The organism is Marinobacter sp. B-12 (assembly GCF_056857915.1).
The window spans coordinates 16,223-41,203 of the sequence record NZ_JBSXOB010000055.1; the positions used below are offsets into that span (position 1 = coordinate 16,223).

At 56.7% G+C, this 24,981-nt stretch carries 23 protein-coding genes, 1 tRNA gene and 2 pseudogenes; 14 read left to right on the forward strand and 12 right to left on the reverse strand.

Annotation, left to right across the window (positions count from 1 at the left end; genetic code table 11):
- Positions 1–26 precede the first annotated feature (26 nt).
- The 3 genes and pseudogenes from AC13D2_RS10935 to AC13D2_RS10945 all read left to right on the forward strand — a co-directional run bounded on the left by AC13D2_RS10935 (position 27) and on the right by AC13D2_RS10945 (position 2,421).
- On the forward strand, positions 27–986 hold the full coding sequence (locus AC13D2_RS10935) for an arsenic resistance protein (protein WP_300500388.1): 960 nt from the start codon (positions 27–29) through the stop codon (positions 984–986).
- Positions 987–1,162: 176 nt separating this feature from the next.
- Positions 1,163–2,005 (forward strand): cytochrome c oxidase assembly protein, encoded by an 843-nt coding sequence (locus tag AC13D2_RS10940; protein ID WP_300500391.1) that lies wholly within the window; start codon positions 1,163–1,165, stop codon positions 2,003–2,005.
- Positions 2,002–2,421: pseudogene (locus AC13D2_RS10945) on the forward strand (SCO family protein). The gene AC13D2_RS10940 and the pseudogene AC13D2_RS10945 overlap by 4 nt, the downstream one beginning before the upstream one ends.
- A gap of 330 nt (positions 2,422–2,751) precedes the next feature.
- On the opposite strand, the gene AC13D2_RS10950 reads toward AC13D2_RS10945, so the two are convergent.
- Positions 2,752–3,207, reverse strand: coding sequence for an MFS transporter (locus AC13D2_RS10950; RefSeq protein WP_300500394.1), 456 nt, complete (start codon positions 3,205–3,207; stop codon positions 2,752–2,754).
- A 56-nt stretch (positions 3,208–3,263) separates the two neighbouring features.
- Positions 3,264–3,467, reverse strand: a pseudogene (locus tag AC13D2_RS10955) (MFS transporter); the annotation flags it as partial.
- A gap of 359 nt (positions 3,468–3,826) precedes the next feature.
- Here AC13D2_RS10955 and dmeF point away from each other — a divergent pair.
- Complete coding sequence (gene dmeF / locus AC13D2_RS10960) at positions 3,827–4,750, forward strand: CDF family Co(II)/Ni(II) efflux transporter DmeF (RefSeq protein WP_300499436.1); 924 nt, start codon at positions 3,827–3,829, stop codon at positions 4,748–4,750.
- 31 nt (positions 4,751–4,781) lie between these two features.
- On the opposite strand, the gene AC13D2_RS10965 is transcribed toward dmeF, so the two are convergent.
- Positions 4,782–5,060, reverse strand: a complete 279-nt coding sequence (locus AC13D2_RS10965) for a metal-sensing transcriptional repressor (protein WP_300499433.1) — start codon at positions 5,058–5,060, stop codon at positions 4,782–4,784.
- An 80-nt stretch (positions 5,061–5,140) separates the two neighbouring features.
- Here AC13D2_RS10965 and AC13D2_RS10970 point away from each other — a divergent pair, with 80 nt between their 5' ends.
- From AC13D2_RS10970 to AC13D2_RS10980, 3 genes are read left to right on the forward strand one after another with little or no spacing between them, the layout of a single operon-like run.
- Positions 5,141–5,524, forward strand: coding sequence for a hypothetical protein (locus tag AC13D2_RS10970; RefSeq protein ID WP_292046837.1), 384 nt, complete (start codon positions 5,141–5,143; stop codon positions 5,522–5,524).
- Positions 5,525–5,572: 48 nt separating this feature from the next.
- Positions 5,573–6,307, forward strand: a complete 735-nt coding sequence (locus tag AC13D2_RS10975) for a HupE/UreJ family protein (protein ID WP_482938594.1) — start codon at positions 5,573–5,575, stop codon at positions 6,305–6,307.
- 15 nt (positions 6,308–6,322) lie between these two features.
- Positions 6,323–7,003 (forward strand): hypothetical protein, encoded by a 681-nt coding sequence (locus tag AC13D2_RS10980; protein ID WP_300499429.1) that lies wholly within the window; start codon positions 6,323–6,325, stop codon positions 7,001–7,003.
- 422 nt (positions 7,004–7,425) lie between these two features.
- On the opposite strand, the gene dsbG is transcribed toward AC13D2_RS10980, so the two are convergent.
- The 3 genes from dsbG to dsbD are packed head-to-tail and all read right to left on the reverse strand — an operon-like array spanning position 7,426 to position 10,873.
- Positions 7,426–8,205, reverse strand: a complete 780-nt coding sequence (dsbG, locus tag AC13D2_RS10985; RefSeq protein WP_482938595.1) for a thiol:disulfide interchange protein DsbG — start codon at positions 8,203–8,205, stop codon at positions 7,426–7,428.
- 18 nt (positions 8,206–8,223) lie between these two features.
- Positions 8,224–9,030 carry a TlpA disulfide reductase family protein gene (locus AC13D2_RS10990; RefSeq protein ID WP_300499423.1) on the reverse strand — a complete coding sequence of 269 codons (807 nt, stop codon included), beginning with the start codon at positions 9,028–9,030 and terminating at the stop codon, positions 8,224–8,226.
- Between the two features lie 10 nt (positions 9,031–9,040).
- Positions 9,041–10,873: a protein-disulfide reductase DsbD gene (gene dsbD / locus AC13D2_RS10995; protein ID WP_482938596.1), complete on the reverse strand. Its 1,833-nt coding sequence runs from the start codon at positions 10,871–10,873 to the stop codon at positions 9,041–9,043.
- A gap of 123 nt (positions 10,874–10,996) precedes the next feature.
- Between dsbD and AC13D2_RS11000 the strand changes: the two genes are divergently transcribed.
- From AC13D2_RS11000 to AC13D2_RS11010, 3 genes are all read left to right on the forward strand, one after another.
- The gene (locus AC13D2_RS11000) at positions 10,997–11,680 is read left to right on the forward strand and encodes a response regulator (protein ID WP_482938597.1); all 684 of its coding nucleotides are present in this window, start codon (positions 10,997–10,999) and stop codon (positions 11,678–11,680) included.
- Positions 11,677–12,975 carry a histidine kinase dimerization/phospho-acceptor domain-containing protein gene (locus AC13D2_RS11005; protein ID WP_482938598.1) on the forward strand — a complete coding sequence of 433 codons (1,299 nt, stop codon included), beginning with the start codon at positions 11,677–11,679 and terminating at the stop codon, positions 12,973–12,975. Before AC13D2_RS11000 ends, AC13D2_RS11005 begins: the two co-directional genes overlap by 4 nt.
- Positions 12,976–13,193: 218 nt before the next feature.
- Positions 13,194–13,847 (forward strand): hypothetical protein, encoded by a 654-nt coding sequence (locus AC13D2_RS11010; protein WP_300499411.1) that lies wholly within the window; start codon positions 13,194–13,196, stop codon positions 13,845–13,847.
- A 5-nt stretch (positions 13,848–13,852) separates the two neighbouring features.
- Here AC13D2_RS11010 and AC13D2_RS11015 read toward each other — a convergent pair whose 3' ends face one another.
- Both AC13D2_RS11015 and AC13D2_RS11020 read right to left on the reverse strand, forming a co-directional pair.
- Positions 13,853–14,476, reverse strand: coding sequence for an L-threonylcarbamoyladenylate synthase (locus AC13D2_RS11015; protein WP_007151771.1), 624 nt, complete (start codon positions 14,474–14,476; stop codon positions 13,853–13,855).
- Positions 14,473–14,817, reverse strand: a complete 345-nt coding sequence (locus AC13D2_RS11020; RefSeq protein WP_007151772.1) for a BolA family protein — start codon at positions 14,815–14,817, stop codon at positions 14,473–14,475. Before AC13D2_RS11020 ends, AC13D2_RS11015 begins: the two co-directional genes overlap by 4 nt.
- 123 nt (positions 14,818–14,940) lie before the next feature.
- Here AC13D2_RS11020 and AC13D2_RS11025 point away from each other — a divergent pair, with 123 nt between their 5' ends.
- The 4 genes from AC13D2_RS11025 (at position 14,941) to AC13D2_RS11040 (ending at position 22,186) form a co-directional block, all read left to right on the forward strand.
- On the forward strand, positions 14,941–17,106 hold the full coding sequence (locus tag AC13D2_RS11025; protein ID WP_482938599.1) for a DNA topoisomerase III: 2,166 nt from the start codon (positions 14,941–14,943) through the stop codon (positions 17,104–17,106).
- Between the two features lie 114 nt (positions 17,107–17,220).
- Positions 17,221–17,946: a response regulator transcription factor gene (locus tag AC13D2_RS11030; protein ID WP_482938600.1), complete on the forward strand. Its 726-nt coding sequence runs from the start codon at positions 17,221–17,223 to the stop codon at positions 17,944–17,946.
- Position 17,947: 1 nt separating this feature from the next.
- On the forward strand, positions 17,948–19,585 hold the full coding sequence (locus AC13D2_RS11035) for a FecR domain-containing protein (RefSeq protein ID WP_482938601.1): 1,638 nt from the start codon (positions 17,948–17,950) through the stop codon (positions 19,583–19,585).
- Positions 19,586–19,618: 33 nt separating this feature from the next.
- A complete protein-coding gene (locus AC13D2_RS11040) occupies positions 19,619–22,186 on the forward strand; it encodes a CHASE2 domain-containing protein (RefSeq protein ID WP_482938602.1) in 2,568 nt (855 codons plus the stop codon).
- Positions 22,187–22,232: 46 nt separating this feature from the next.
- On the opposite strand, the gene AC13D2_RS11045 is transcribed toward AC13D2_RS11040, so the two are convergent.
- From AC13D2_RS11045 to lpxB, 4 genes are all read right to left on the reverse strand, one after another.
- On the reverse strand, positions 22,233–22,634 hold the full coding sequence (locus tag AC13D2_RS11045) for a fibronectin type III domain-containing protein (protein ID WP_292046850.1): 402 nt from the start codon (positions 22,632–22,634) through the stop codon (positions 22,233–22,235).
- Positions 22,635–22,971: 337 nt separating this feature from the next.
- A tRNA-Met gene (locus AC13D2_RS11050) sits at positions 22,972–23,048 on the reverse strand.
- A gap of 70 nt (positions 23,049–23,118) precedes the next feature.
- Positions 23,119–23,796: a ribonuclease HII gene (gene rnhB / locus AC13D2_RS11055; protein ID WP_292046853.1), complete on the reverse strand. Its 678-nt coding sequence runs from the start codon at positions 23,794–23,796 to the stop codon at positions 23,119–23,121.
- A complete protein-coding gene (gene lpxB / locus AC13D2_RS11060; protein ID WP_482938603.1) occupies positions 23,793–24,977 on the reverse strand; it encodes a lipid-A-disaccharide synthase in 1,185 nt (394 codons plus the stop codon). The genes rnhB and lpxB overlap by 4 nt, the downstream gene beginning before the upstream one ends.
- Positions 24,978–24,981 lie beyond the last annotated feature (4 nt).

Consider the following 24,981-nt stretch of genomic DNA (forward strand, 5'->3'; position numbering starts at 1 on the left):
GCATGCCAAAAGTGCACGAGCACCTCATGCGAAACATAATTGAACGCCATCAGGTCTGGGCCTACCTCATCGCTGTTGTCGTCGGCCTTTTCTTAGGCTGGAAGACTTCTCCCGGCGAGGTTGTGCCCGACTACCTGATCTGGGCACTACTGGGAGTTATGCTATACGCCACGTTTACGCAAACACCGGTGACTCACCTGTCAGATGTATTTCGGGACCGCCGGTTCGTGGGCGCCTTGCTCACCGGCAATTTCCTGGTAATGCCGACTATCACTGCCTTGCTGATATTGACGCTGCCGGATAATGGTGCGCTGAAGCTGGGCGTGCTTCTGGTGTTGCTGATGCCCTGTACAGACTGGTTTATCACCTTCACTCATCTGGGCAAAGGAGACAGCACCCAAGCGATTGCAGCAACGCCGGTTCTGCTGATTGCTCAACTGGCCCTTCTTCCAATTTACCTCTGGCTTTTCCTGGGCAATCAGTTCAACGTGAATCTCGAGCTTGGGGGACACCTCCTGCCGGCCTTTGTCGGGCTGATTATTGTCCCGCTTGTCCTGGCATTTCTGACTGAAAAATGGGCCGAAGACTACAGAAAAGCCACGAGGTTCATTCGCTTAATGGGCTTGATGCCAGCCCCTCTGCTAACCGTCGTACTTTTCATCATCTCAATGAGACAGGTCAGCCAGATCGACAGTGCCGGCCCACTCATCTGGCCCTTGATGATTCTGTTCCCGGCCTATTTGCTAGCTGCGGCTCTGGTTGGAAAGGCTCTGCGCCGGGTCTTTCGATTACCGGTAGCAACCGGTCGCACCGTCATCTTCAGTCTGGGAACACGCAACTCCTTCGTGGTTTTACCTTTGGCGCTGTCAATGCCAGAGGCCTGGGCTGCGGCTGTTGTGGTGATTGTCGTCCAGTCTTTGGTAGAACTGTTTGGAATGATGCTTTATCTGCGATGGGTGCCTAGTCGGCTGCTACCGAACACCTGAAAAGTCTGAAACTCTTTGAACTCATCTAAAATTGACGACATCATTCAGCAGGATGCTGCGGCATGTTAAAGCGGTAGGAATTTTCGGTACGCCGACATTGGGGCCTACGGAACTGTACGACCTGGTGACGCCCAAGGTAGAGTCACCGAAATAACAATACCCGAACCGGCAACGCTATGTCACTGCTTGACTACCTTTTACCCTATGATTTCTCGCCGCTGACCGTGCTGAGCTACATGCTCGTTATGGGGTTTTATGGCATCGGACTGCTTCGGATGCCGGATCAGGATCGGCCTGGCGCGCTGCGGATCTTTGCGTTCACCTTGGGTGTAATCATTTGCTATGCGGTGATGCAGACGCGCTTCGATTACTACGCGCAATACATGTTCTTCGTCCATCGGGGCCAGCACCTCATTCTTCATCACATCGGGCCTATCCTGATCGCGCTTTCCAATCCCTTGCCGGTCATGCGGTTCTGGTTTGAAAAGATAAGCCCAGGCTGGAGGCGAACGCTCCGGCCTCTGGGTTGCGTTTATCAGATTCTGCAACAGCCCTTCATCGCCCTTTTCCTGTTTGTTGGGCTCATTTATTTCTGGCTGTGGCCATCGATCCATTTCGACGCCATGCTCAGCCGGGATCTGTACTGGGTCATGAACTGGAGCATGTTGCTAGATGGCCTGCTGTTCTGGTGGTTGATATTTGATCCAAGACCGCCAGCGATCACCTCGTCGCTGGGATATGGCAGACGCATGTTGGTTCTGGCTGCCGCAGGTGTGCTTCAGATGTTTCTTGGTGCGTGGATCGTGTTCTCACGTGACATGGTCTACGACGTTTACGAAGTCTGCGGCAGGGCCTGGCCGCTGGACCCCGAGGTCGACCAACTTTTAGGCGGTATGCTGACCTATATCCCTCCGGCCATGATGAGCATCCTAGGCATTCTTCTAATGCTCCGGCGAGCCATGCATCAGGACGGAAAATACACGAATCATTCAAAAACTCTTGAGGAAACTGCTTCATGAAAGCCTATTTCTGGCGATCCCACACCAAAACCATACCAGCGGCCTTAACGCTGACAGCGGCCCTATTGCTGACTGGTTGCCTTGGTAACGATGAGGAAGACTGGAATGGCAAAAACATCAGTAGCCTGATGCCTGAGCTGGAATTCGACCTGATCAACAGCCCGGGCGATCCAGTATCTAACAATGATTACAGTGGCCGCGTAAGAATGCTGTTTTTAGGGTTTACCTCGCGCCCCGATGTGTGTCCGACGACTCTGCAAAACTCAATCTGGTAACCAGCGGCCTGTCCCCAGAACTTCAAGCAAGAGGACATGCTCACTTTGTTCGTAAGTGTCGACCCACAACGTGACACGCCTGAGCGTGTGCGCAAATTCGACATGATATGGTTTCTCTCGTCCAAGAGGATTTCTGATTGAATGAATTTTCTCAGCATTTTGTTAGTTCCAGAATTTAATGTAGCCCTTTGTTATGGGAGCAATTCGGCGGATCAATAGATGGCCACAGATTTGACGCAAGGATCAACGCAGCTAGTGCGGCTGTTATCAGAACTAACAATGTAGTCGTCATTCCGGCTGTTGATCCTAGCCAGCCAGCAAGCGGGTACGAGAACAGCCACCCGGCATGCGACAAAGAGAATTGAGCTGAAAATAGCGCTAGACGGTCTTCAGCGTGAGAAGAGCATGTTAAAACGCGACCAATGGGGGTTTGGGGGTTTGAGCGGTCAAGAAGCCGATACCCAGCAGTGCCTACACCGGTAGAAGCCACGCCAGAGAATCCACAGGGAGAGCAAGAACCAATCCTATAATAAAAATTCCACCTCCACTCAGCATCACCCTTCTCTCCTGCCAACGTTTTAGAAGACCGGGTAAAGCCAGTGCAGCCAGCATGGACCCACCACCAAAAACTGCAAACGCCATGGCCGTATGCTGTTCAGTCAGGCCAAATTGGCCCTGCACAAGCACAACCGTGTTTACGATCACCATCGCCCCAGCAAAACTGACGACCAGGTTCAAAGCTATCACAACACGCAAACGCGAAGTTGCTCTGAAAATCTTGAAACCGGTTTTCGCTTGATCATACACGCCTCGCCGCTCATGAGTTTTGGTGAAAGACGGCAAACCAATGGAGACCACCAGCAAAGCCGATGCGATAAAACCGACCACCGCTCCCGAGAACAGTGCTTGCCAACTGGTCGAAAGCAAATCAGGGCAGCAAGTGCCGGGCTGATGAGATTCTCCAAGTCGTAAGCCAATCGTGAGAGCGAGAGAGCTTTCGTGTAATCGTCCTCATCCGGGAGTGTTTCCGGGATGATGGACTGGAACATTGGCGTAAAAGCAGCCGATGCGGACTGAAGCACAGCGATTAACATATATACTTCCCAGACTTCCGCAACGAACGGCAAAACCAGGGCTGTTGAGGCTCGGATCAAGTCTAGAGAAACCAGCAGAACACGGCGAGGCAAATTCTCTGCAAGCGCTGAAGCAAGGGGGGGGTTACTAGGATATAAGCGACCATTTTTATGGCCATCGCTGTGCCTAACACCTGACCTGCCTGCTCTCTGGCCAAGTCGAACGCCAACAAGCTCAGAGCCACCGTCGCCAGTCCCGTACCCAACAAAGCAACGACTTGGGCCAGGAACAAATGGCGATAGGTTCGGTGTTTAAGAATCTCAAGCATTGTTCAACCGGTGACCTGATGAGTGCTTGGCGGTTGTAGTGACCACCTGTCTTCAGTAGCATCTTGATGCTATCCCCCCAGGGGGGATAGCATCAAGCGAATATTGGCTTTCCAAACTTACCATTACCTTGCGTGGAAACTGCTATGCATCACGAACGACTCGACCATTGGCAACACAATCACGTCTTTGGTCAGGATCAGAAACGCTCGGGCGAAACCCGAACACTCATTGTGGTGGGCCTTACACTGGCGATGATGGTCTGGGAAATCCTTGCCGGGATCGTTTATGGCTCAATGGCTTTGCTGGCCGATGGCCTGCACATGGGTTCGCACGCGGTGGCTCTGGGTATTGCCGCCTTCGCCTATGCGTACGCCAGGAAAAACGCAGGCAACGCCCGATTCTCTTTCGGTACGGGGAAGGTCAATGCGCTGGGCGGTTTTACCGGCGCGATTCTGCTGGCCGTCTTTGCGCTTTACATGGTTATCGAGAGCGTCGGGCGGTTTATCCAGCCCGTCCCCATTTCCTTTGACGGTGCCATTTTTGTGGCGATTATTGGCTTGGTGGTCAATGGGGTGTCAGCGTGGATACTGGGGGATGCAGGCCATGGTCACAGTCACGTGCATGATCACGGGCACCACCATCATCACCATGACCACAACCGCCGGGCCGCTTACCTGCATGTGCTTGCCGATGCGCTGACCTCTGTCCTGGCCATCGTTGCCCTTCTGGCGGGTAAATATGCAGGGTGGAACTGGATGGACCCGATGATGGGGATTATCGGTGCGATTCTGGTAACCCGTTGGTCCTGGCATCTGCTGAAAGACACCTCAAAGGTCCTTCTCGACGAGCAACATCAGGACATGGAGGAAACTGTCAAACAGGCCATCGAAGACGACGATGCCAAAGTCAGTGATTTGCATGTGTGGGCAATCGGCCCAAACATTCATGCGGCTATTGTCTCAGTCGTCTCGCATCAGCCTGAGTCGCCAACGGTCTATAAGGAGCGCATTCAGGCACGCTGCCAGTCCCTGGTCCACGTAACGGTGGAGCCTCTTCGCTGTGATTAACGGGGATAGCGCAGATCTGAGAGTAACGAGATCAAAGATACCGGGCGATTGCCTTGAATTCATCGACACGCCGCTGCTGCTCCGGCTCCAGCGGCCCGATGGAATCGTCCAGACAATGCTCAATGTGGTCCTGCACCAATACGCGCTTGGCTTGTTGAATGGCCTTTTCCACGGCGTGAAGCTGTTGAGCCAGTTCCAGGCAGGGTTTTCCCTGATCAATCATGCCAATCACGCTTTCAAGATGGCCGTTAGCCCTCTTCAGGCGTTTGATAATATTCGGGTGAGATTGATGCGTGTGATCATTTACCATGTTTAATTCCTATCCCCCATGGGGGGATGTTATCCTCTATCTTCCTTGAAATCCAACCACAGACTCGACGTATTAGATTGATGATTTCGGCCATCCACCAGAGAAAACTGCTTCCGACGCTCGTCATACTGTTCGCATTGGCGGGCCTGTCACTGTCGGTGATTGGCGAGTCGTTCTCTCACGGTGTGGCTGAGGTGGCAGGCGATTGGGAATCACAGCCTGACAGCCACCCAGGCAGTCTTGGTGGACATGGACACACCCACGATTTTGACGAAGAGCCAGAGGTGGCGTCACTTCATCATGATGCGGGCAATCATACCCACGAGACGGTGGACCAGCTCAGGGTTCCGTTTGTTTTCCAAGACCTGACCGTCCTGCGGCAGCCCGTGCCCTTTGCCGGAGGCTCTCCTCGCAGTTTGCGCTATCGGCTTGAACGCCCTCCAAAAGCCTCCCTTCCCGTTTGACCCTTGCCGCTTAAGCGGCCCGAGAAAACAAATTCGATTGGAGTCTTTATGTTGTCAAGCTTGCTTGGCGGTTGCCGTGGTGTGTCCTCAACGGACACCGGCAGTCGTCTGTTCTGGATATTTCTGACACTGGGCTTGCTGGGTATGAGTACCGATGTGCTCGCCCACGCAGTCGCTCAGGGTGACAAGGGTTACATCCAGGAAATTACCGGAATAAACCTTATTTCGTTCATCTATCTGGGGGCCAAGCACATGGTCACCGGCTATGACCACCTGCTGTTCTTGCTGGGTGTCATTTTCTTCCTCTACCAGATGAAGCACATCGCGATCTACGTGAGTCTGTTTGCCCTTGGGCATTCTACGACCATGCTGCTTGGGGTGTACTTTAACGTGGGCATCAATAGCTACATCATTGATGCGATTATCGGTCTGTCCATCGTGTACAAGGCACTGGACAACATTGGTGCCTACCAGCGCTGGTTTGGCGTCCAGCCCAATACCAAGGCCGCCACGCTGATTTTCGGGTTCTTCCACGGTTTCGGCCTCTCCACGAAGATCATCGAATATGACATCTCGCCGGACGGCCTGATTCCGAACCTCCTCGCCTTCAATGTGGGCGTGGAAATAGGACAGCTCATCGCCTTGGCCATGATCCTGATCGCAATCAGCTTCTGGCGCAAAACCGACAGCTTTTTCCGCCACGCCTACACCGCCAACGTGACCATGATGAGCGCAGGCTTCCTGCTCTTCGGCTATCAACTCACCGGTTACTTTGTCGCTTAATTCAGGAGATTCGTTATGTACAACACCGATATACCTAATCGTGAAGAACTACCCAGCACCGCCAAGTTGATTCGATCAACAATCATTGCTGCCACTGTGGCGCTGGTTCTGTTGGTTACCGTGGTCATGCCCGCCGAGTACGCCCTGGACCCAACCGGCGCAGGTCGCCTCCTGGGCCTGACTGAAATGGGTGAAATCAAAGAACAGCTCGCTGAGGAAGCGGCTGCGGACGAAGCTGCCCAGATGGTTTCCGTGCAGCCTCCAGCGGAACAAAAAGCAGCAGAAGCTGCCAAACCTGTTCAGGAAACAGCATCGGCTCCCAAGCCTGAGTTCGTGCCTGTCGAGAAAGAGCCTGCATCAGAGCCGATACCTGCAGAGTCGCAGTGGCAAGATGAAGTGCGCGTGGTTCTCACACCGGGAGAAGGCACAGAGTTCAAACTCACCATGGAGGAAGGTGCTACAGCCCGGTTCTCCTGGGTGTCTGAGGGTGGCCCTATCAACTTCGATACCCATGGTGATGGAGGCGGCCAGTCAATTTCTTACGAGAAAGGCCGGGGCGTGCCGGAAGACGAGGGCGAGCTGGAAGCGGCCTTTACCGGCAACCATGGCTGGTTCTTCAGGAACCGGAATGACAACGAAATTACTTTAGTGCTTCGCACCGGCGGGGATTATGCACAGCTGAAAAAAATGCTGTAATAGAGTTCGTTCGCAAAAGGCTGGCAGGATGCCAGTCTTTTGTACTTCATAGACGACTTAGAATGCCACCAGTGAACCTCCTAACAATTTAGTTGCTCCTTGCATATGTGTACTTACTGCCACACCTCTTTGGAACCGTTCCCGCGTAAAGAAAACATTTGTGGTGTATAAATGGGGGCATACATAAATCAAACAATAATTATTTTAATAGAAAAACAAATAGTTGTGATTTTTTGAGCCCTGCCGTGGGCACCAACCACTCCTCCCCAAGATCCGCAGAAAGCCCAGAGAGCAGGCCAAGAACCGCATTATATCGTGCTCCTTTCAATACAAATTCCAAAACCCTTAAGCAACTTGAGTCCATCAAAGCCTGGTGCTCGAAACGTTGGACGGGCCCCTAAGTCCGGCCCGTCGGCTTCGATTCAGGGCCGCTCACTGCCCATCATTTCCGGCAGTTCGCTCGGTCGCGCCGCACCCTGCTTCATTTGCACGTTCCCATTGCCGTCACGGAAGTAGGTGCTTGGGGTTGCGCTCAGGCCCAGGCTTCTCATCAACTGGTTATTGGCCCGTACCCGATCGGCGTTGGCGCTGACCAGCTGGCGGTTTACCTCTATGCCGCCATTGCTATAACTGTCCTGGTTCTCGGTGAGCGCCTCGCTTGGCTTTTTGGCCCCGACAATGGTAGCGGCCTTGGGTAGGCTGTCCTCACGCAGGATACCCACCATGATGTGGCGCAACTGCACTCGGCCCGCCTCTACCCAGGGCTCCGCCGCCTGACGGAAACGGTGGCAGAACGGGCAGTTGGGGTCAGTAAAAGTGTAGACGATCACCGGTGCGTCCGGATCACCATCCATTACCCAATCAGCATCTTCCAACTGAGCCCAGGCCTTTTCGTTCTGGGGCCCTTGCACCAGTTCCTGAATTTTCGGTTCGGTCAGGTTCTCTCCCTCTGCGGTCAGCATCGGCCCCACCACCACGTGCTCCTTGTCGGAAGTCAGGTAGAAGGCCACCGAACGACCCTGCATGTTGCCCACGTAACCGGTCATCCCACCGGGGGCGTCAAAACTGCCATCGATCGACACGCCACGATCGATCAATTGCTGCACTGCCGCCGGATAGTCCTCGGCAAGTACTGGCAGGCTCAAGCCCAGCAGGGATGCGCTGATCAGCGCGGGTTTGACTATGGCATTCATCCGCTTCATAAAAGTCTCCAGTCACTATCAGTCAAAGCGTTCAAGGTTGTGGGCCAGTGAGGCGCCCGACAGTTCGCCCAGATGGGCGTCCAGTTGCCGGCCCTGGGCGTCATAAAACAGGGTGGTGGGTAACGCCTGGCTGCCGGTGGTCCGCCCCATCGTGGCCGAGGTGTCTGTCAGCACATTATCCAGCGACAACTCGTGCTGATTGAGAAACTGCTGGATGGCTTCCCGCTGCTCGCCTTGATTAACAAAGACAAAGGTGATGTCCGGGTTGTCTTCCTGTGCTTTCTGAAGCACCGGCATTTCTCGGATGCAGGGCGGGCACCAACTGGCCCATAGGTTAACCACCATGGGCTTGCCATCGGCGACGTCGGCCAGACTGGTCGGCCGGTTATCCAGGTGCGCCAGCGCCACGTCCGGCACCGCCCGGGCCTGGGTTTCCATCAGGTTCACCAGCAATGACACCGCGCCCCATGTAAGCATGCCGGCTGCCGCGGCACTACCCAGGGCACACCGGACTGGCGGATAACGCCAGAGTTTCCAGGCCAGCATGGCAAGGGCCCCGACGATACCAGCCAGCACTTCGAAGCCACCGTCGCGAATATCGATGATACCCAGCAGATCTTCCCGGTAATGCTCGAAATACCGGATAACAAACCCGATTCTCGCCGCAACCATTGCCGCCAGGAAGATGTCCGTCAGGTGGCTGGCAATGGGAATACGCTCCTTGCGCCCCATAATCGCCCCAACAATCAAGGCAATCACGAAAGCGCCCAATAACAGCGCTTGCCCCAGTGACAATGCCAGAGGTCCGATATTAACGCTCAACATGCAGCCTCCTTCAGGATTGGCGGGCCTGGTCCAGGCGGTTCAAGAAGACTTCGGCGGACACCTCACCGGTGGTACGCTGAGAGCGATACTCGGTGCCGTCCGGTCCGATGATCAGAATGGTTGGTGGGCCAATGACCCGCAAATGCTGCATCAGTTCCCGGTCCTGCGCATCGTTGGCGGTGACATCGGCCCGCAACAACTGCATATCCGACAGTTCGGCAATCACGGTTTCATCGCCGAACACCTCTTCCTCAATGACCTTGCAGGACACACACCAGTCCGCATAGAAATCCACCAGGGTCCACTGGCCTTGGCTGCCGGCCCTCGCGACGGCCTGGTCCAGGTCGGCCACGGATTTGAAATCGTCGAACTGGGCGTGCTGCGGTGTAGACATAGCATTGGCTGTGCCCGCCATCGCCAGGCCGTTCAGGGGTTGCCAGATCTGGCTGCCACCGGCGGCGGCACCAATCATCATCAGTGCGCCCCAGAGCGTGACCACCGCCCCGGCACTGCTGGTCAGTGTGCGCAGTGGCATACTGCGGGAAACCGCCCGGGCAATGTGCCAGAGCGACAGCCCCAGCGCGATGGTGAGCGCCCCCCACAGGCCCAGCACCACGGCGTTGTCCAGAATGCGCTCCAGGAAGTACACGGTGGCACCCAGCAGAATGAAGCCGAACACCGCTTTGACAACGTCCATCCAGGCCCCGGGCTTGGGCAGCAGGCCGGCCCCAAAGGTAGCCAGTGCGATCAGCGGCGTGCCCATGCCCAGTCCCAGCGCCAGCAACGCCAAGCCACCGAGGGTGGCATCACCGGTGTCGGCGATGTAGATCAGTGCGCCGGCCAGCGGGGCGGTCATGCACGGGCTGGCCAGCAGGGCCGCCACCACACCCATGCCGGCGGCACTGGCCAAGCTGCCACCCTGCTGATTATTGCTGAGCCGTCCCAGGCGGTCGCGAATAAAACCGGGCAACTGCAACTCGTACAGACCAAACATCGACAGCGCCAGCACAACGAAGACCACGGCAATGGAAATAATGAACACCGGCGCCTGCAACATGGCCTGCAGGTTGGCGCCAGCCAGGGCGGCCGCCACGCCAAGCAGAGAGTAGGTGATGGCCATGGTAACCACGTACACGCCGGACAGTGTAAAAGCCCACCCTCGGCCGGCCTCGTTGCTGACGATAACGGTGGACAGGATCGGAATCATCGGCAACACACAAGGCGTGAACACCAGCAGCAGCCCCAGGCCGAAAAACACCATCAGGTTCCAGAACAGGCCGCTGGAGGCCAGTTGCCGGGTCAAAGACTCATCTTCCGCCAGTTCATTGCCGCTGTTTGCCGCCGGGGCGGCACTGGTGTTTCCGCTACCCGATGCTGCCGATGCAGTTTCGGTGTCGACCGTCGACACCGGATTACCGTTGAAATCAACCGTGGCCGACTGCGGTGGGTAACACAACCCAGCTTTGGCACACCCCTGCCAGGTCAGTTTAAGGGCGCCGGCCTCACCGGTATTAACCAGCAAGTCTACGCTGTTATAGAACACCTCGGATTCACCAAAGAATTCATCATGAATCATAGTGCCAGACGGGTACTGAATTTCACCCAGGGCACCATCCGCCCCTTCGATGGTCATACGCTTTTTGTAGAGATAGTAGTCCGGTGCTATGTCCCAGCTCAGAGTCAGGGTGCCATCACCGTTGTCTTCCACCTGGTACTGGAACGCCTCCTGCACCGGCACAAAATCATTGCTGCCGCCGACCAAAGACTGGCTGGCCACCGGCCAGCTGGTTGCTAATGCGATCAGAGTGGATAAGATCGGTACCCAGAGTCGTAATGCTCGCACACGCTGCTCCTGTTGGTTCTGGTAAACATCTACGGATTCAGTTCGCGCAGTCTGTGGCGGGTGGATTAACACAGCATTAACGGCGCCCTAAGCGAAATCACTGTCCAGAGGAAACCCGTTCACGTGCACGTATTACTGGTAGAAGACGACGATCTGGTGGCCTCAGGCCTGGAAGCCGGATTGACGCTGCATCACTGTACCGTCGATCGGGTACGCACTACCCGCGAGGCCCGCGCGGCCATTTCGCAGTTCGGCTGTGACGTGGTGATTCTGGACCTGGGCCTGCCTGATGGCGATGGCGTGGGCCTGCTTGACCACTGGCGTCAACAGGGTGTGGCCACCCCGGTACTGATTCTGACCGCCCGGGATGCAGTGCCGGATCGGGTCCGCGGCCTGGAAGCCGGTGCCGACGATTATGTTCTTAAACCCTTCGAACTGGACGAACTCGTCGCCCGGCTCAATGCCCTGGTACGCAGGGCCGCCGGCCGGGCGGTGTCAGAAGTGTGCCACGGGGAGTTGAAAGTACAGCCGGATTTCGGCCAGGTGTTCCTGCACGGTAACCCGGTAACTCTGTCGCGCCGGGAGCTGGCGCTGTTGGAAAAGCTGATCAACGCCCGTGGTGCTGTGCTGAGTGAAGACCAGCTCAAGGATGGCCTGTACGGCATGGACACCAGCGTTGAAAGCAACGCCCTGAACGTGCACATTTATCACCTGCGCCGCAAACTCTACCGGTACGTAGTGGTCACTGAACGCGGGCTCGGCTATCGACTGGGACCACCGCCGGAATCTTCCGGAGCCAACTCATGAGCTTGCAAAGCCGACTGATCTGGTCTTTGGGCAGCGCCTTTCTGGCGCTCTGGCTGTCCGTGGCCGCGATGATGTATCTGCACCTGGATCAGCAGGTGTCCCATACTCTGGACCAGCGCCTGGCTTCTTCCGCCACTATGGTGGCGGGGCTGATCGCCCGCCAGCCAGAAATGCTGATTTCCCGACAAAGCAACCCGCTGCTGGTTCACCCGGACGCCGAAGGCGTCGCCTGCCAGATTCGCTCTGCATCAGGCGAAGTGTTACTGCAAACCAGTGGTTCCCACTCCCAGTTTTCCGAGGCAACGCGACCAGGCTTCAGCACCCGAAAAATCGGCGACCAGCAGTGGCGATTGTACACCCTGGAGCAGAATGGCACTCTCATCACCACCGCCGACCGGATGTCGGAGCGAGTTGCCTTGGCCAACAGCATTATTCTGGTGATGGTCGTCCCATTCACCCTAGCCCTGCTGGGCGGGCTGGCGGTGCTCTGGTGGGGCGTGCGTGGCGGCCTACGCCCCTTGCAGGGGCTACAGGACCAACTACGCCGACGCACTCCGGAAAACCTCGACCCGGTGCAGCTTCGACGGGCGCCGGCCGAACTCACTCCTGTGGTAGAAACACTCAACGGCCTGTTCTCCCGGGTGGCCAGCACCATGGCTTGGGAGCAACGCTTTGCCAACAGTGCCGCCCATGAATTCCGCACGCCGCTGACAGGCATCAAAACGCACCTGCAGGTGGCGCAACGGGTGTCCGGCGAACGCCAGCTATTGGCGTTGACCAATGCCGAAAAAGGCGTGGCCCGCCTGCAGTCGGTAACTGAACAGCTATTGATGCTCTCGCGCATGGAGCGCCAAGGCTTTACCGGAGGTAACGGTTGCCCGGTTAGCGAGATGATCGACGGCGCACTGGAAGATCTACCCCAGCGAGAGCGGATTCAGCTACCAGCCCCCTACCCCGAGGCCCAACTGGCGGTACCCAAGGCGCTGGCGGTGGTGGCTTTGCGCAATCTGCTGGAGAATGCCCTGAAATACTCCAGCGGGCCCTGCAAGCTGCAACTGCAAGCAAACACGGACGGCAGCGGCCAACGCCAAATGCGCGTGATGGTTCGGGACCAAGGCCCGGACAGCAATTCCGCGGCCGGGCGTGCCGGCCCGGAAAGCCACGGCCTAGGTCTCGCCATCGTGGAAATGGTGGTCACCCAGTTCGGCGGTGCGCTGATCTCTGAGCATAACGCCGCCAATGGGATGGACTGGCAGTTACAACTGCCGCTACAGGTGAGTTTGACAAATTCTTGATACTTTCAAGACCTGTCCCTGACGCAAACGTTTCTATCCTGCGACCGCTTTTTTGCCTGATATTTTTCTTCATTGCCTGCGGTGGTGGAAATACCCAGCCCAATATTGGTCACAAGGTAGTAATCCGAGACATTTGATGGCCCACTTTGTGCTTACCCCTCCCCTAGACACCAAAACCGTCAACATTTCCCCATTGGCCATGGGAGGGGACCAACGCCATGTCGCTACTCACATCGCTGATCAAAGCCAGCACCCAGTTCCAGCAGGCCATGGAGAAGAAACAGCCGGCAGCATCGGGCAATGCGTCGCCAAAGCCCACAGCACCAGAGGTGCCGGTCTCTGCAACCGATGACCGGTTTACCCTGTCGGAGCGGGCGAGCTTCGAAACCGGCCGCCCCAAATCCACTCGCTTGCAGATGGCGGAATACAAACAAACCGTCGGGCAGGACCTTGCCTATATGCGGGAAACACTGCGGCACAAACTTGCCGAGTACAAACTGAGCCCTGCAACCAGCGTGGAAGTCTCAAAGAACGACGACGGCAAGATCAGCGTTGGCGGTGGTATACCGGAGGAATCCCGCAACCGTATCGAGCAGGACCTGAACAACAGCAAGCCATTCGGGGAGGCGTTTAGCCGGCTCAGCGCCAGCGAGCCCACCCTGCACTTTGTGGACAACGCGCTGAAGCTGAACAAGGCCTACGGCGTGAACAATTCACTGCTGGACACCCTGGTCAGCGATAACCAGCAATTTAACGGCCTGCAGGACCTGGCGCACCGATACGACAGCCTGCGCAGAACCATAAATACCGATCAGGCCACCAACTACGCAGACCGCAAAAATTTCGCCCTGAGCCTGAACACCCGAGCCTGATTCCGTTAAATCCGGAAGGGCTCGGGATCTCCTTTACCGACGCGAGTTACCTCAGGCGCATCCCCTGTCATGTTCACCACGGTGGTCGCCTCCAGGCCGCAAAAACCACCATCGATGATCAGATCCAGCTCGTGCTCCAGAGTTTCCCTGATGTCATAAGGATCCGTCATCGGGTCCTCGTCACCCGGCAATATCAGCGTGCTGCTCATGATGGGTTCGCCCAGTTCCGCCAACAGCGCCTGCACAATGGCGTTGTCCGGCACCCGCATGCCAATGGTCTTGCGTTTGGGATGCAGCAGGCGGCGCGGTACTTCACTGGTGGCGTCCAGAATGAATGTGTAAGCCCCCGGCGTGAAGTTCTTGAGTAGCCGATACTGGGTGTTATCAACCTTCGCGAACACGCCGATGTCCGACAGGTCCCGACACATCAGGGTGAAGTTGTGCTTGTCATCCAGGCGGCGAATCCGCTTGATCCGGTCCGCTGCCTGCTTGTCACCGAGGTGGCAACCAATGGCGTAGGCGGAATCCGTCGGGTACACAATAACGCCCCCCTTGCGGAGAATATCCACAGCCTGGTTGATCAGTCGTTTCTGGGGCGTTTCCGGGTGAATCTGGAAGAACTGGCTCACTGGCCACCTCCGGATGCAAAGGCCGGATCGTTCTTGGAGCCGCCCATGCAATTGGGAGAATCGGGCGCTGCCTGGCCGGACGCCTCCCACTCCTGTGGTGAATAAACGTGCAGCGCCAGGGCGTGGACGCCACCGGACATTTCGTCCGCCAGTATTTTATAGATGGCCTGGTGGCGCTTGACCTTGCCCTGCCCCTCAAACTCCGGAGACACCAGGGTCACTTTGAAATGGGTTTCAGAGTTCGGTGGCACGTTGTGTTTGTGGCTCTCGTTTTCAACCATGAGGTGTTGGCTGTCGAAAGCGCTTGTCAGCTTGTGCTCAATGGCTTGTTGTGTGGACATAAACAGGCCTGCTCCTGATCGAATGTGTTATGGAACAGTCTACTACACCAAACGCTGTGTTACCTTGACAGGATACCGACAAAGCGCCATCTTCCACCCCCACCCGAAAACTGCTTCCGACTTATGCGCCTGTACATTGCTGAAAAACCAAGCCTGGGCCGGGCAATTGCCGCTGCCCTCCCCTCTCCCCACCAGAAGGGGAACGGGTGGATTCGTTGCGGCGACGGAAGCAACGCAAGCACCATTAGCTGGTGTATCGGCCACCTGTTGGAACCAGCAGAACCCGGCCAGTACGACCCGCGCTGGAAAAAATGGCGACAGGAAGATTTGCCCCTGTTTCCCGGGCACTGGGAGGTGATGCCCAAAGACAGCGTACGCCAGCAGCTCAAGGTATTGGAATCGCTGATCCGCAAGGCAGAGACCATCATCCATGCCGGCGATCCGGACCGTGAAGGCCAACTGTTGGTAGACGAAGTCATCCGCTACACAGGCGCCACCTGCCCCGTGCAGCGAATCCTGATCAATGACCTGACTCCGGCGGCGGTGGCAAAGGCCATCCAGGCACCGAAGGACAATCGTGAATTCCGCCGCTTGTCCCATTCCGCCCTTGCCCGTCAGCGGGCGGACTGGCTCTACGGCATTAATCTTACCCGTTTCTACACGCTGTCCTACCAGCAGCAGGGCCAGCAGGGCGTGTATTCCGTCGGCCGGGTACAAACCCCGGTGCTCGGATTGGTGGTGGCTCGGGACAACACCATTGAGAACTTCCAGCCGAAACCTTTTTTCCGCGTTCAGGCGACATGCCACGCAGTGGATGAGGAATCGGACCCGCAAGCGTTTACGGCACGCTGGCAGCCCTCGGAAGCCTACCGGGAATACCTGGATGAAGAAGACCGTTTGTTGGACAGCGATGTCGCCACGCAGATCGCCGAAGCCGTAGAAGGACGGCCCGGCAAAGTTACGGAATCCCGTTTTCGCGACAGGAACGAAGCACCACCCCTGCCGTTCTCACTCTCTGCCCTGCAAATCGAGGCGGGGCGACTGTTCCGCATGGGCGCTAAAGACGTATTGGACACCGCCCAGAACCTGTACGAACGCCACCAGTTGATTACCTATCCCCGCTCGGACTGCCGTTATCTGCCGGAAGGGCATTTTGATCAACGCCAGAGCGTGGTGCAGGCTATTGGCAATGTCTCCGGCGAACTGACGGCAGCCTGCGAGGCGGCAGACATGAACCGCCGCACCGAAGCCTGGAACGACAAAAAGGTGGATGCTCACCATGCCATCATCCCCACGGCCAGGAAGGCGCCCAATGGACGTCTGAGCGAAGCCGAGAAGAACATTTACGAACTGATCAGCCGGTATTACCTGATGCAGTTCAGCGCCGACGCCATACACCGGGAAGGCAAATTAGCGATCGGAATTGGCGAACACACGTTCAGAGCAACCGAAACCGCGGTTCTTCAGCCGGGCTGGAAAACGCTGGAAATTCGTCAGCGGGAAAGCCGACAGGAAGCCGCCAAAGCGCCCCTCCCCCGCCTGGAAAAAGGTGACCCGATACTCTGTGACTCTGTAGACATCGCCGAACGCAAAACCCAGCCACCCCAATATTTCACCGACGCCACGTTGCTGTCAGCGATGACCAACATCGCCCGTTTTGTCAGCGATCCAGAGCTTCGCAAAACCCTGCGTGAAACCGATGGACTGGGCACTGAGGCCACACGGGCGGCGATTATTGATACCCTTTTCCGACGCGACTATTTATACCGGGACAAGCGCCATATCCGGTCGACGCCAAAGGGGAAGGCGTTGATTGAGTCGTTGCCGGAGTCCGTCAGCAAGCCGGATATGACGGCCATTTGGGAAGCGACCCTGGAAAGTATTCGCCGCGGCGAGGGCAATCCCAAGCAGTTTATTGCAGACCTGAAAGAACAGATACGCGGGTTCATCAACACCCCTGAGCAGGAAGCCAGGACTGTCCCACCAGGCGAGGGGCAGCCGCATTGCCCCAAGTGTCGCGCTCCCATGCGCCAGCGCGAGGGCAAGTTTGGTGCCTTCCATGCCTGTACCCGCTTTCCGGACTGCAAAGGCACGCGGCCCATCGAGGACCAGTCGCCGGCGGATGGCACAGGAGAAAAACCCATTCCCTGCCCGCACTGCTTTTCGCCTCTGGTGCGCAGAAAAGGCAAAAAAGGCTGGTTCTGGGGCTGCAGCAATTTCCCCGGCTGCCGACAAACACTGGATGACGACAACGGAAAACCTGCGATCCGTTTACGCAACACTACATAACGACACTGAAGCGAAATTGCTGATTTGTAATAATGTGAAGCAGAATTCAATAACTATTCCCCGCCTTCGTCGGGAAGCCTGAATATGACACTATTTGATGTCGGGAGACGTTTGATGCGAATTGCCCTGCTTGAGGACGAACATGAACAGGCTCAGCACATTCAGTCTGTGTTGTCCGAGCGCGGGCACCACTGCGACAGTTTTCCGTCAGGCCAGGCATTCCTGAGCGCGGTCCTTCACCGCAGCTATGATCTGTTGGTGATGGACTGGCAAATACCCGACATGACCGGGATCGAGGTTCTGGAAAGCGTACGTGCGCAGTTGAACTGGCAGATTCCGGTGGTGTTTCTCACCCAGCGCGACAGCGAGACTGATATCGTGCGGGCGCTCGATGCCGGTGCCGATGACTACCTGGCTAAACCCGCTCGCGAGGCAGAGTTGGTGGCACGCATCAATGCGTTGGCACGTCGCACCAGCCCCGATGTCGAAAAAGAATCGTTGCAGTATGGCCCGTTCGAGATCAATACCCAGCTTCGGACCATTGCGCTTCACGGCAACGTGCTGACACTGACCGACAAAGACTTTGACCTGACCCTGTTCCTGTTTCAGAACCAGGGTCGGCTGCTGACCCGCGAGATGCTGCTTGAGCGGGTATGGGGACTGGCGAAAGACATCAATACCCGTACCGTGGACACACATATGAGCCGGCTTCGACGCAGATTGGGCCTCAATCCCGAAAACGGCTTCCGCATCAAGACCATCTACCAGCGCGGTTATCGTCTTGAAGCAATGAAAGCTTCCGGTCCCGATGAGACCGTAACGGTCATGGAACAAGCCTGACATGAGTCAATGCGTCACTCTGCGAACCTTCACCGGTTTGCTGCTACTATTCGGTTCCCTGATGGCATTGCCAGTACAGGCGGAACTTTCGGTCACCCGGGGTTCCCAGGTGGGCGCCGCTGCCCCGGAATCCAACGCGACGCCGGAGTGGATCTATACGGTACGACCCGGTGAACATTTTGCGGGGATCGCTGACGCATTGCTGGCCAAAGGTATTCCCGCCATTCGCTTGCTCCAGCACAATGGCATCGACAACCCCGCCACGGTGACCAGCGGAGACAGTCTACGAATTCCCCTTGCCTGGCTTCAGCGCCAACCCGACCCTGCCCGAGTAAACTCGGTGACCGGATCGGTACAACTGATTTCCGGTAGTGACGGCACCAAACGCCCTCTGACCAGCGACTCTCTGATTCGGGTCGGTGATGAAATTCTGTCTCACGCTGGCACCGCCACCATCGAACTTGCCGACGGCTCCGTGGTACGGATGTCACCGCATTCCCGTCTCGCTTTCAATCGCCTGACGCAGTATGGGAAATCCGGCATGGTGGATATCCGCCTGCGCCTCAATCAGGGCGAAATCGAAACTCAAGTGAAGCCCGTTATCGAAGGTGGCTCGCGCTTCGAGATTGAAACGCCCTCCGCTGTAGCGGCGGTCAGGGGCACCATGTTCACCGTCAGGACGGCGCCCGGCATGACTGACCTACGGGTCACAGAGGGCGAGGTGTCGTTTGGCCCGCCGGGACAAACACGCCGGATTCCAGCCGGTTACAGCGCCAGCGTTTCAACCGCAGGTGTGGGAAGAATGAACATTCGCCGCCTGCCCCGAGCTCCGGAGATCAACCCCCTGCCGCAACAGCTTAAGCAACTTCCGGCAAAGCTGAGCTGGGCGCCCAACGGTGCCAACAGCCATCGTGTGGATATCTTCGATGCCGATTCCGGCCGCTGGATTAACAGCAGCAAGGTCAGCGACAGTAGTTTCGATATCAACCTGCTGGACAATGGCCGCTACGAGATTCACCTTGCCGCCATCGACAATCGCGGCATGGCTGGCATGCCCGGCGTCATGTCTTTTGAAGTCGACTTACAGGCCCGGACCGCCGCACTGGAACAACCGGAACCAGGTGCGACTGTTAACGACGACATGCCCGAGTTCCGATGGCAGTTGCGCGGCGAAAACGAAGTCGCCCGGGTGGAAATCTCGGAGAACAAAGACTTTGGAAACACGATTGCCACTAGTGAGTGGGCGCCTGATGAAAGCGCGCTTCCTTCTCGACCCCTGACACCCGGGCAATACTACTGGCGGGTGGTCACCGAGGCCGGCGGCAATTCCGTCGCCACGAGTGAGGCACGCTCACTGGTCGTGAACGGAACCCTGCCACCGGTTCGCATCATCAGTGTCAACTACGTCGACAGCCAGGTAAGAGTGTTCTGGCAGAAGGTGGATACCGCGACCGACTATCGCCTGCAGCTGTCAGAAGAGCCGGGATTTAACAACATAATCAAAGAGGCTACGTTGTCGGATACTACTGCGGCCTTGCGCCTCATTCCCGGAAGACGGTATTTTGTCCGCCTGAAAGCTCTCTCTGACGGCCCGCTTGAAAGCCGGTGGGGACCAGGGAGGGAGTTGTTTCTGGAATAACCCACAACTTCCTGATACCCGACAGCAGGCCCCATGAACCGGAACTGGTTTCCCATTAAGACAACACCTTGGACACTGGGCCTGCCACTACTGACATTTTTGCTATTGCTCCAGACGACCTCTGCCCCGGAGCGTCTGGACTTCTGGCTTTACGATACCCTTATCACCGCAACCCCCGCAGAGCCCGCTGACGACGTCGTCATTATCGCCATTGACGAGTTAAGTATGGATCGCCTGGGGCGGTGGCCCTGGCCACGGACAACCCATGCACGGCTCATTGAAAAACTTCGTGAGGCCGGCGCCGAAACCATTGTCTTTGACATCCTGTTTCCCGAACCGTCGCCGGAAGATCAGGCTATGGCCAACGCCATGCAGAAACACGGCAATGTCATCCTGCCGCTTCATCTGTCACCGCCCTCCCGACACTACCTGATCAGCGAACAGCTTCCCGCCCCCGCATTGGCCTCCGCAACCGCAACGCTTGGGCATGCCCACGTGGAGCTTGATGAAGATGGCCTGGCGCGAGGGGTTTATCTGTTCAATGGCCTCGGTGATCAGTTATGGCCCAGCTTGGCCCTGGCGGCCTCTGATACGACGTCACCATACCCGGAAACGTCCAACGTGCCACCCTACACCAACGTCAGACAACACTACCGCGCCATTCCAATGGCCGGTGGCGCCGGTACGCTGCCTTCCTACTCTTATACCAAGGTGCTCGACGAGCCATCGGCACAGGAGGCTTTCAGCGGGAAAACCGTTTTTGTAGGCGCCACCGCCCCGGGGTTTGGCGACATCCTGCCTACCCCTTTTTCGGGTCTCAGTCAGCCGATGTCCGGCGTTGAGTTCCACGCCAACAGTTATTCCGCATTGGTGAAAGGCGAGCTGATATCGCGGATATCAAAGCCAGTTGCCATTGGCCTCGCCGTTCTGGTCATTGTTCTGCTGTCATTCACCCTGCCCCGTATGAGGCCGGCCCGTACCATTTTTCTGTGTCTGACGAGTTTCGGTTTACTGGCTCTCCTGCATACGCTGCTATTGATCGGGGCCAACCTCTGGCTGCCGATCTCCTACGCCATCGTGATTCCGCTGCTGGCACTGCCCGTTTCCAGCGCGTTACGGCTGGCCATGACTAACAGCTTCCTCAACCGGCAGCTTGACGAGCTTGCTCGTGGGCCGACCATGACCCTCGAGGAGCCGTCGCTGAGGCATCCACCGCAACTGCTCAGCCATTTCCAGGCATTGCTCCAACCAGAGGGCTGGTTGTTGGCTAAAGGCGATGAGGTTATGACGTCATCTGGCCTGAGCTCCGGCGATATCCCCCCACTGGAAACTCCCGGCCATTGGCATCACATCGAGGGCCAGAGCTGGGTCGGCCTGGTACGCAATGGCGTAACCTACAAAATCGGGCTCAAACTGCCTAACAACCTGAGTCGGGAGGCGACCCAGCGTTACCTCCGCCGTTTGCCGCTGTCCAGCACCCCTTCGCAGGCGGCCAAACCGGGGCCACGGGAAAACATCTCGGCCCGAATCGAGCGAGTACGCGTGGCGACCGAGCGTATGAGCCAGATGCAGAAGTTTATTCGGCGCAGCTTCGAACGCATGCCAGACGGCATTATCGTGACCGACGAACTGGGCGTTATCCGCTTTGCCAACGGCCACATTGAAGAATGGTTTCGCGAACCCATGCCAAGCCTTAGCGGACTGCCCCTGGCCAGACTTCTGGAGGGGCATGATCCGCGGGACAATCCGCCCTGGCATGAAACCGTCTCGGAAACCCTTACGCTGGCCCAAAGCCGCACCGTGGACCTACGGATTCGAAATAAGGATTTCCTGATTCACTTCGCACCGTTTGCACTTCCCGACAGCGATCAAAATGGCATTATCGCCAACATATCGGACATCTCGGAGCTCAGGGAACAGCAGCGACAACACCGGGAGGCCATCGACTTCATTTCCCATGATGTTCGCTCACCGCTGGTTTCCCAACTTGCATTGATCGAACAGCTCAAGCGGAATCGTGGCCATATCGAGCCGGAACAGCTCGACCAATTGGGCCGGCTAGCGAAGCGAAGCTATCACCTTGCCGAAGAATTCGTGCAGCTTGCCAGGGCCGAACAGCTAACTGAGACCCGATTTTACGAATGCGAGTTTTTGGCCATCGTCGAGAACGCCCGCGACAGCGTCAGCGAGCAGGCCGCCGAAAAAAGCATTCAGCTATTACTTCAGGGAACCGAGGATTTATGGCTGAAAGGAAATGCGGAACTGCTTGAACGGACCGTGATCAACCTGTTGACCAATGCCGTGCAGTACAGTCCCTCCGGCTCGATCGTCAATATTCAGGTCTTTCAGGCGGGCCACCAAGCATGCCTTACCGTAAGCGACGAGGGAGAAGGCATTGCCCCCGAAGAGATTCCCTACCTGTTTGACCGTTATCAGCGCAAGAAAAGCAGTGAGCTTTCCGGCAACCATGGCACGGGACTCGGGCTGTCGTTTGTGAACGTTGTGGTCGAAAAACATCGCGGTGAAATCACCCTTCGCTCGCGCCCAGGAGAAGGGTCGGCCTTCACCCTAAAACTGCCGATAACGCACCCGCTGGGCTAAGGCCCAGACGATATCAATACTCCAGATCAGACATCCGCTGCCTGAGTTAGATCGTTTTACTGACCGGTGCTGATGGCGCACTCATCAAACCATCGGCATCTTCCACTTGGATGGTGAAGTACCAGGTTCCATAGTCCAGGTCGTCAAAGATGTATTCCATGGTTCCGGCATCGCCAATCCGCACCGTTTCGGAAAGCCTTTCTGGGTTCTGGCCATAGTTGATGACGTAGCCGGACAACTCGCCCATTTTGATTCCATCACCGTTCGCTCGAGTTGACGGAGCGTTCCAGCTCAGCGACGCCGAACGCTCGAAGACCCCTGACGGGGAACCTTGCGCGACACCATCTCTGCTGGAACTCCCTGACGAATCGCCACCACATCCAGTAATCACAACTCCCACAAAAAACGCGACTATACATTTTTGTGACATTTTAATGACGCGAATCATATTTTTTTTCACCAATACTTCGTCAATTTTGGAAATTATACAAATCGGCGGCGAGTATCGATGTGAATGGCATCATCATACCAGTTAAAAAACTGTCAATTTTTCGACAAGAAACGGTAATAAAATTGCAAAATGCTTCAAAACACTTGGATCTGCAGGCAAGTTTTTGCCCGATGCACCAACCTCGAGCGATGCTTTCGGTACGAAGGCATTAGATTTGAAGCAAGCTGATGGAAAGGGAATTGCAAAAAGATAGAAAAATGTGCGGGGCGGAATTCAGTACTGAAACAGGCTGAACAGACACAAAAAAGCCGGTCAAAGACCGGCTTTTTATAAGTGGTAGCGGGGGCAGGATTCGAACCTACGACCTTCGGGTTATGAGCCCGACGAGCTACCAGACTGCTCCACCCCGCATCAAACTGGTTGTTTATCGGGGCCTACCCCGATCAACGTGCGCGTATACTAAGGATTTGACCGAGAACTGTCAATCGATATCTTCAAACAAATCGGCGGGATATTGCAGTTCCTGATTCTCGGCACGGCTGTACAAGCCCACGGCATCAATCGCTTCCTGAACCGGGCGAAATGAGCGACGATGGTGGGTGGTTGCGCCCAATCTACCGAGCGCTTCAAGGTGTACCGGGGTGGGATAGCCCTTGTGACTGGCAAAGCCGTACTCAGGGAATTCTTCATGGAGCACGGCCATCTCCCTGTCCCGAGTTACTTTGGCGATAATGGACGCCGCACTGATGGCTTCCACCCGGCTGTCGCCCTTCACCACAGGCTCCGAGGCCCAGCGCCATCCGGGACAGCGGTTGCCGTCCACCAGCACGTATTCCGGAGCGACATGCAGGCCCGCCACGGCACGCTCCATAGCCACCATAGTTGCCTGGAATATGTTCAGCCTGTCGATCTCACCGGCTTCACAGCGCCCCAGGCTCCAGGAGGCTGCGCGCTCGATGATCTGTTCGTAAAGAACCTCACGGCGCTTGTCCGTCAGCTTCTTCGAATCCGCGAGGCCCGGTATTGGCCTTTCCGGATTCAGGATAACGGCAGCAGTGACGACAGCCCCCACCAGCGGCCCGCGCCCCACCTCGTCCACACCGGCTAATAGCCGCCCCCTGTATCGGCACTCAAACGGCGGTAAAGGACGTTTGCTCATATTGCCCCGCCTTTTTCTATTAATGCAGAAACGGCTGCAGCAGACTGCTCATCGGCACCCTGTAGCAACTGCTCATGCAATTGTGAAAAGGCGGCTGTCAGACGGGCGCGTTCGGATTCGTTTTCAAGGCGCTCAAGCACGGCTTCTCCGAGGGACTGGGGCGAAGCATCATCCTGCAATAACTCTGGAACCAATTGTTCCTTGGCCAATAGGTTTGGCAGGGCCACGTAGGGCACCTTGACCAGCCTGGAAACCAATACGTAGCTGATACGACTCAGCCGGTAGCCTACCACCATGGGCTTTTTCAGCAACATGGCTTCCAATGTGGCGGTTCCGGATGCCAGCAATACCACGTCGGACGACTCCATCACTTCTCGAGAGCGGCCACGCACAATGGTCACGGCCAGCTTTACATCCAGCGCTTCCACCAGTTCTTGAACTTGCCTTTCCCGCTCCCGGTTCACGCAGGGGATCACTAGCTGCAAGTCCGGGCGTTTGCCCTGGATCCAGCGTGCGGCTTCCAGGAAAAGGGTACCCAGGCGCTCCACTTCCCCGCCTCGGCTACCCGGGAGAATGGCCAGCACGGGCGCATCTTCCCTAAGCCCCAGGGACTGACGGGCTCTGGTTGTATTAGGCGTCATTGGAATACGGTCCGCCAGGGGATGCCCCACAAAGACCACGGGCACATTGTGCTCTTCGTAGAAACGGGCTTCGAACGGGAACAACGTCAGCATGAGATTGACGGACTTGGCGATCTTGAAGATGCGTTTCTGGCGCCAGGCCCAAACCGAAGGACTGACGTAATGGGCAGTCGGAATGCCGGCATCACGACAGCGTCGCTCGATGCCAAGGGTAAAATCCGGGGAGTCGATACCAATAAGCACATCCGGTGGCGTCGCCAGCAGGTAGTCCATCAGCCGGGCGCGGATACTGAACAACTCCCGGATTCGACCGAGCACTTCCACCAGTCCCATTACCGACAGCCGCTCCATCGGAACCAATGAATGAAAGCCCTCTGCGAGCATCTCTTCACCACCGATACCGACAAACCGCGCATTGGGGTACCTGAGCCGCAGGGAACGGATCAGACCGGCGCCAAGGATATCCCCTGACGCCTCTCCTGCCACGATGGCGAAGGTTGCTTTGCGGGTACTGATAACAGAGTTTTCGTGATGATCCATCACC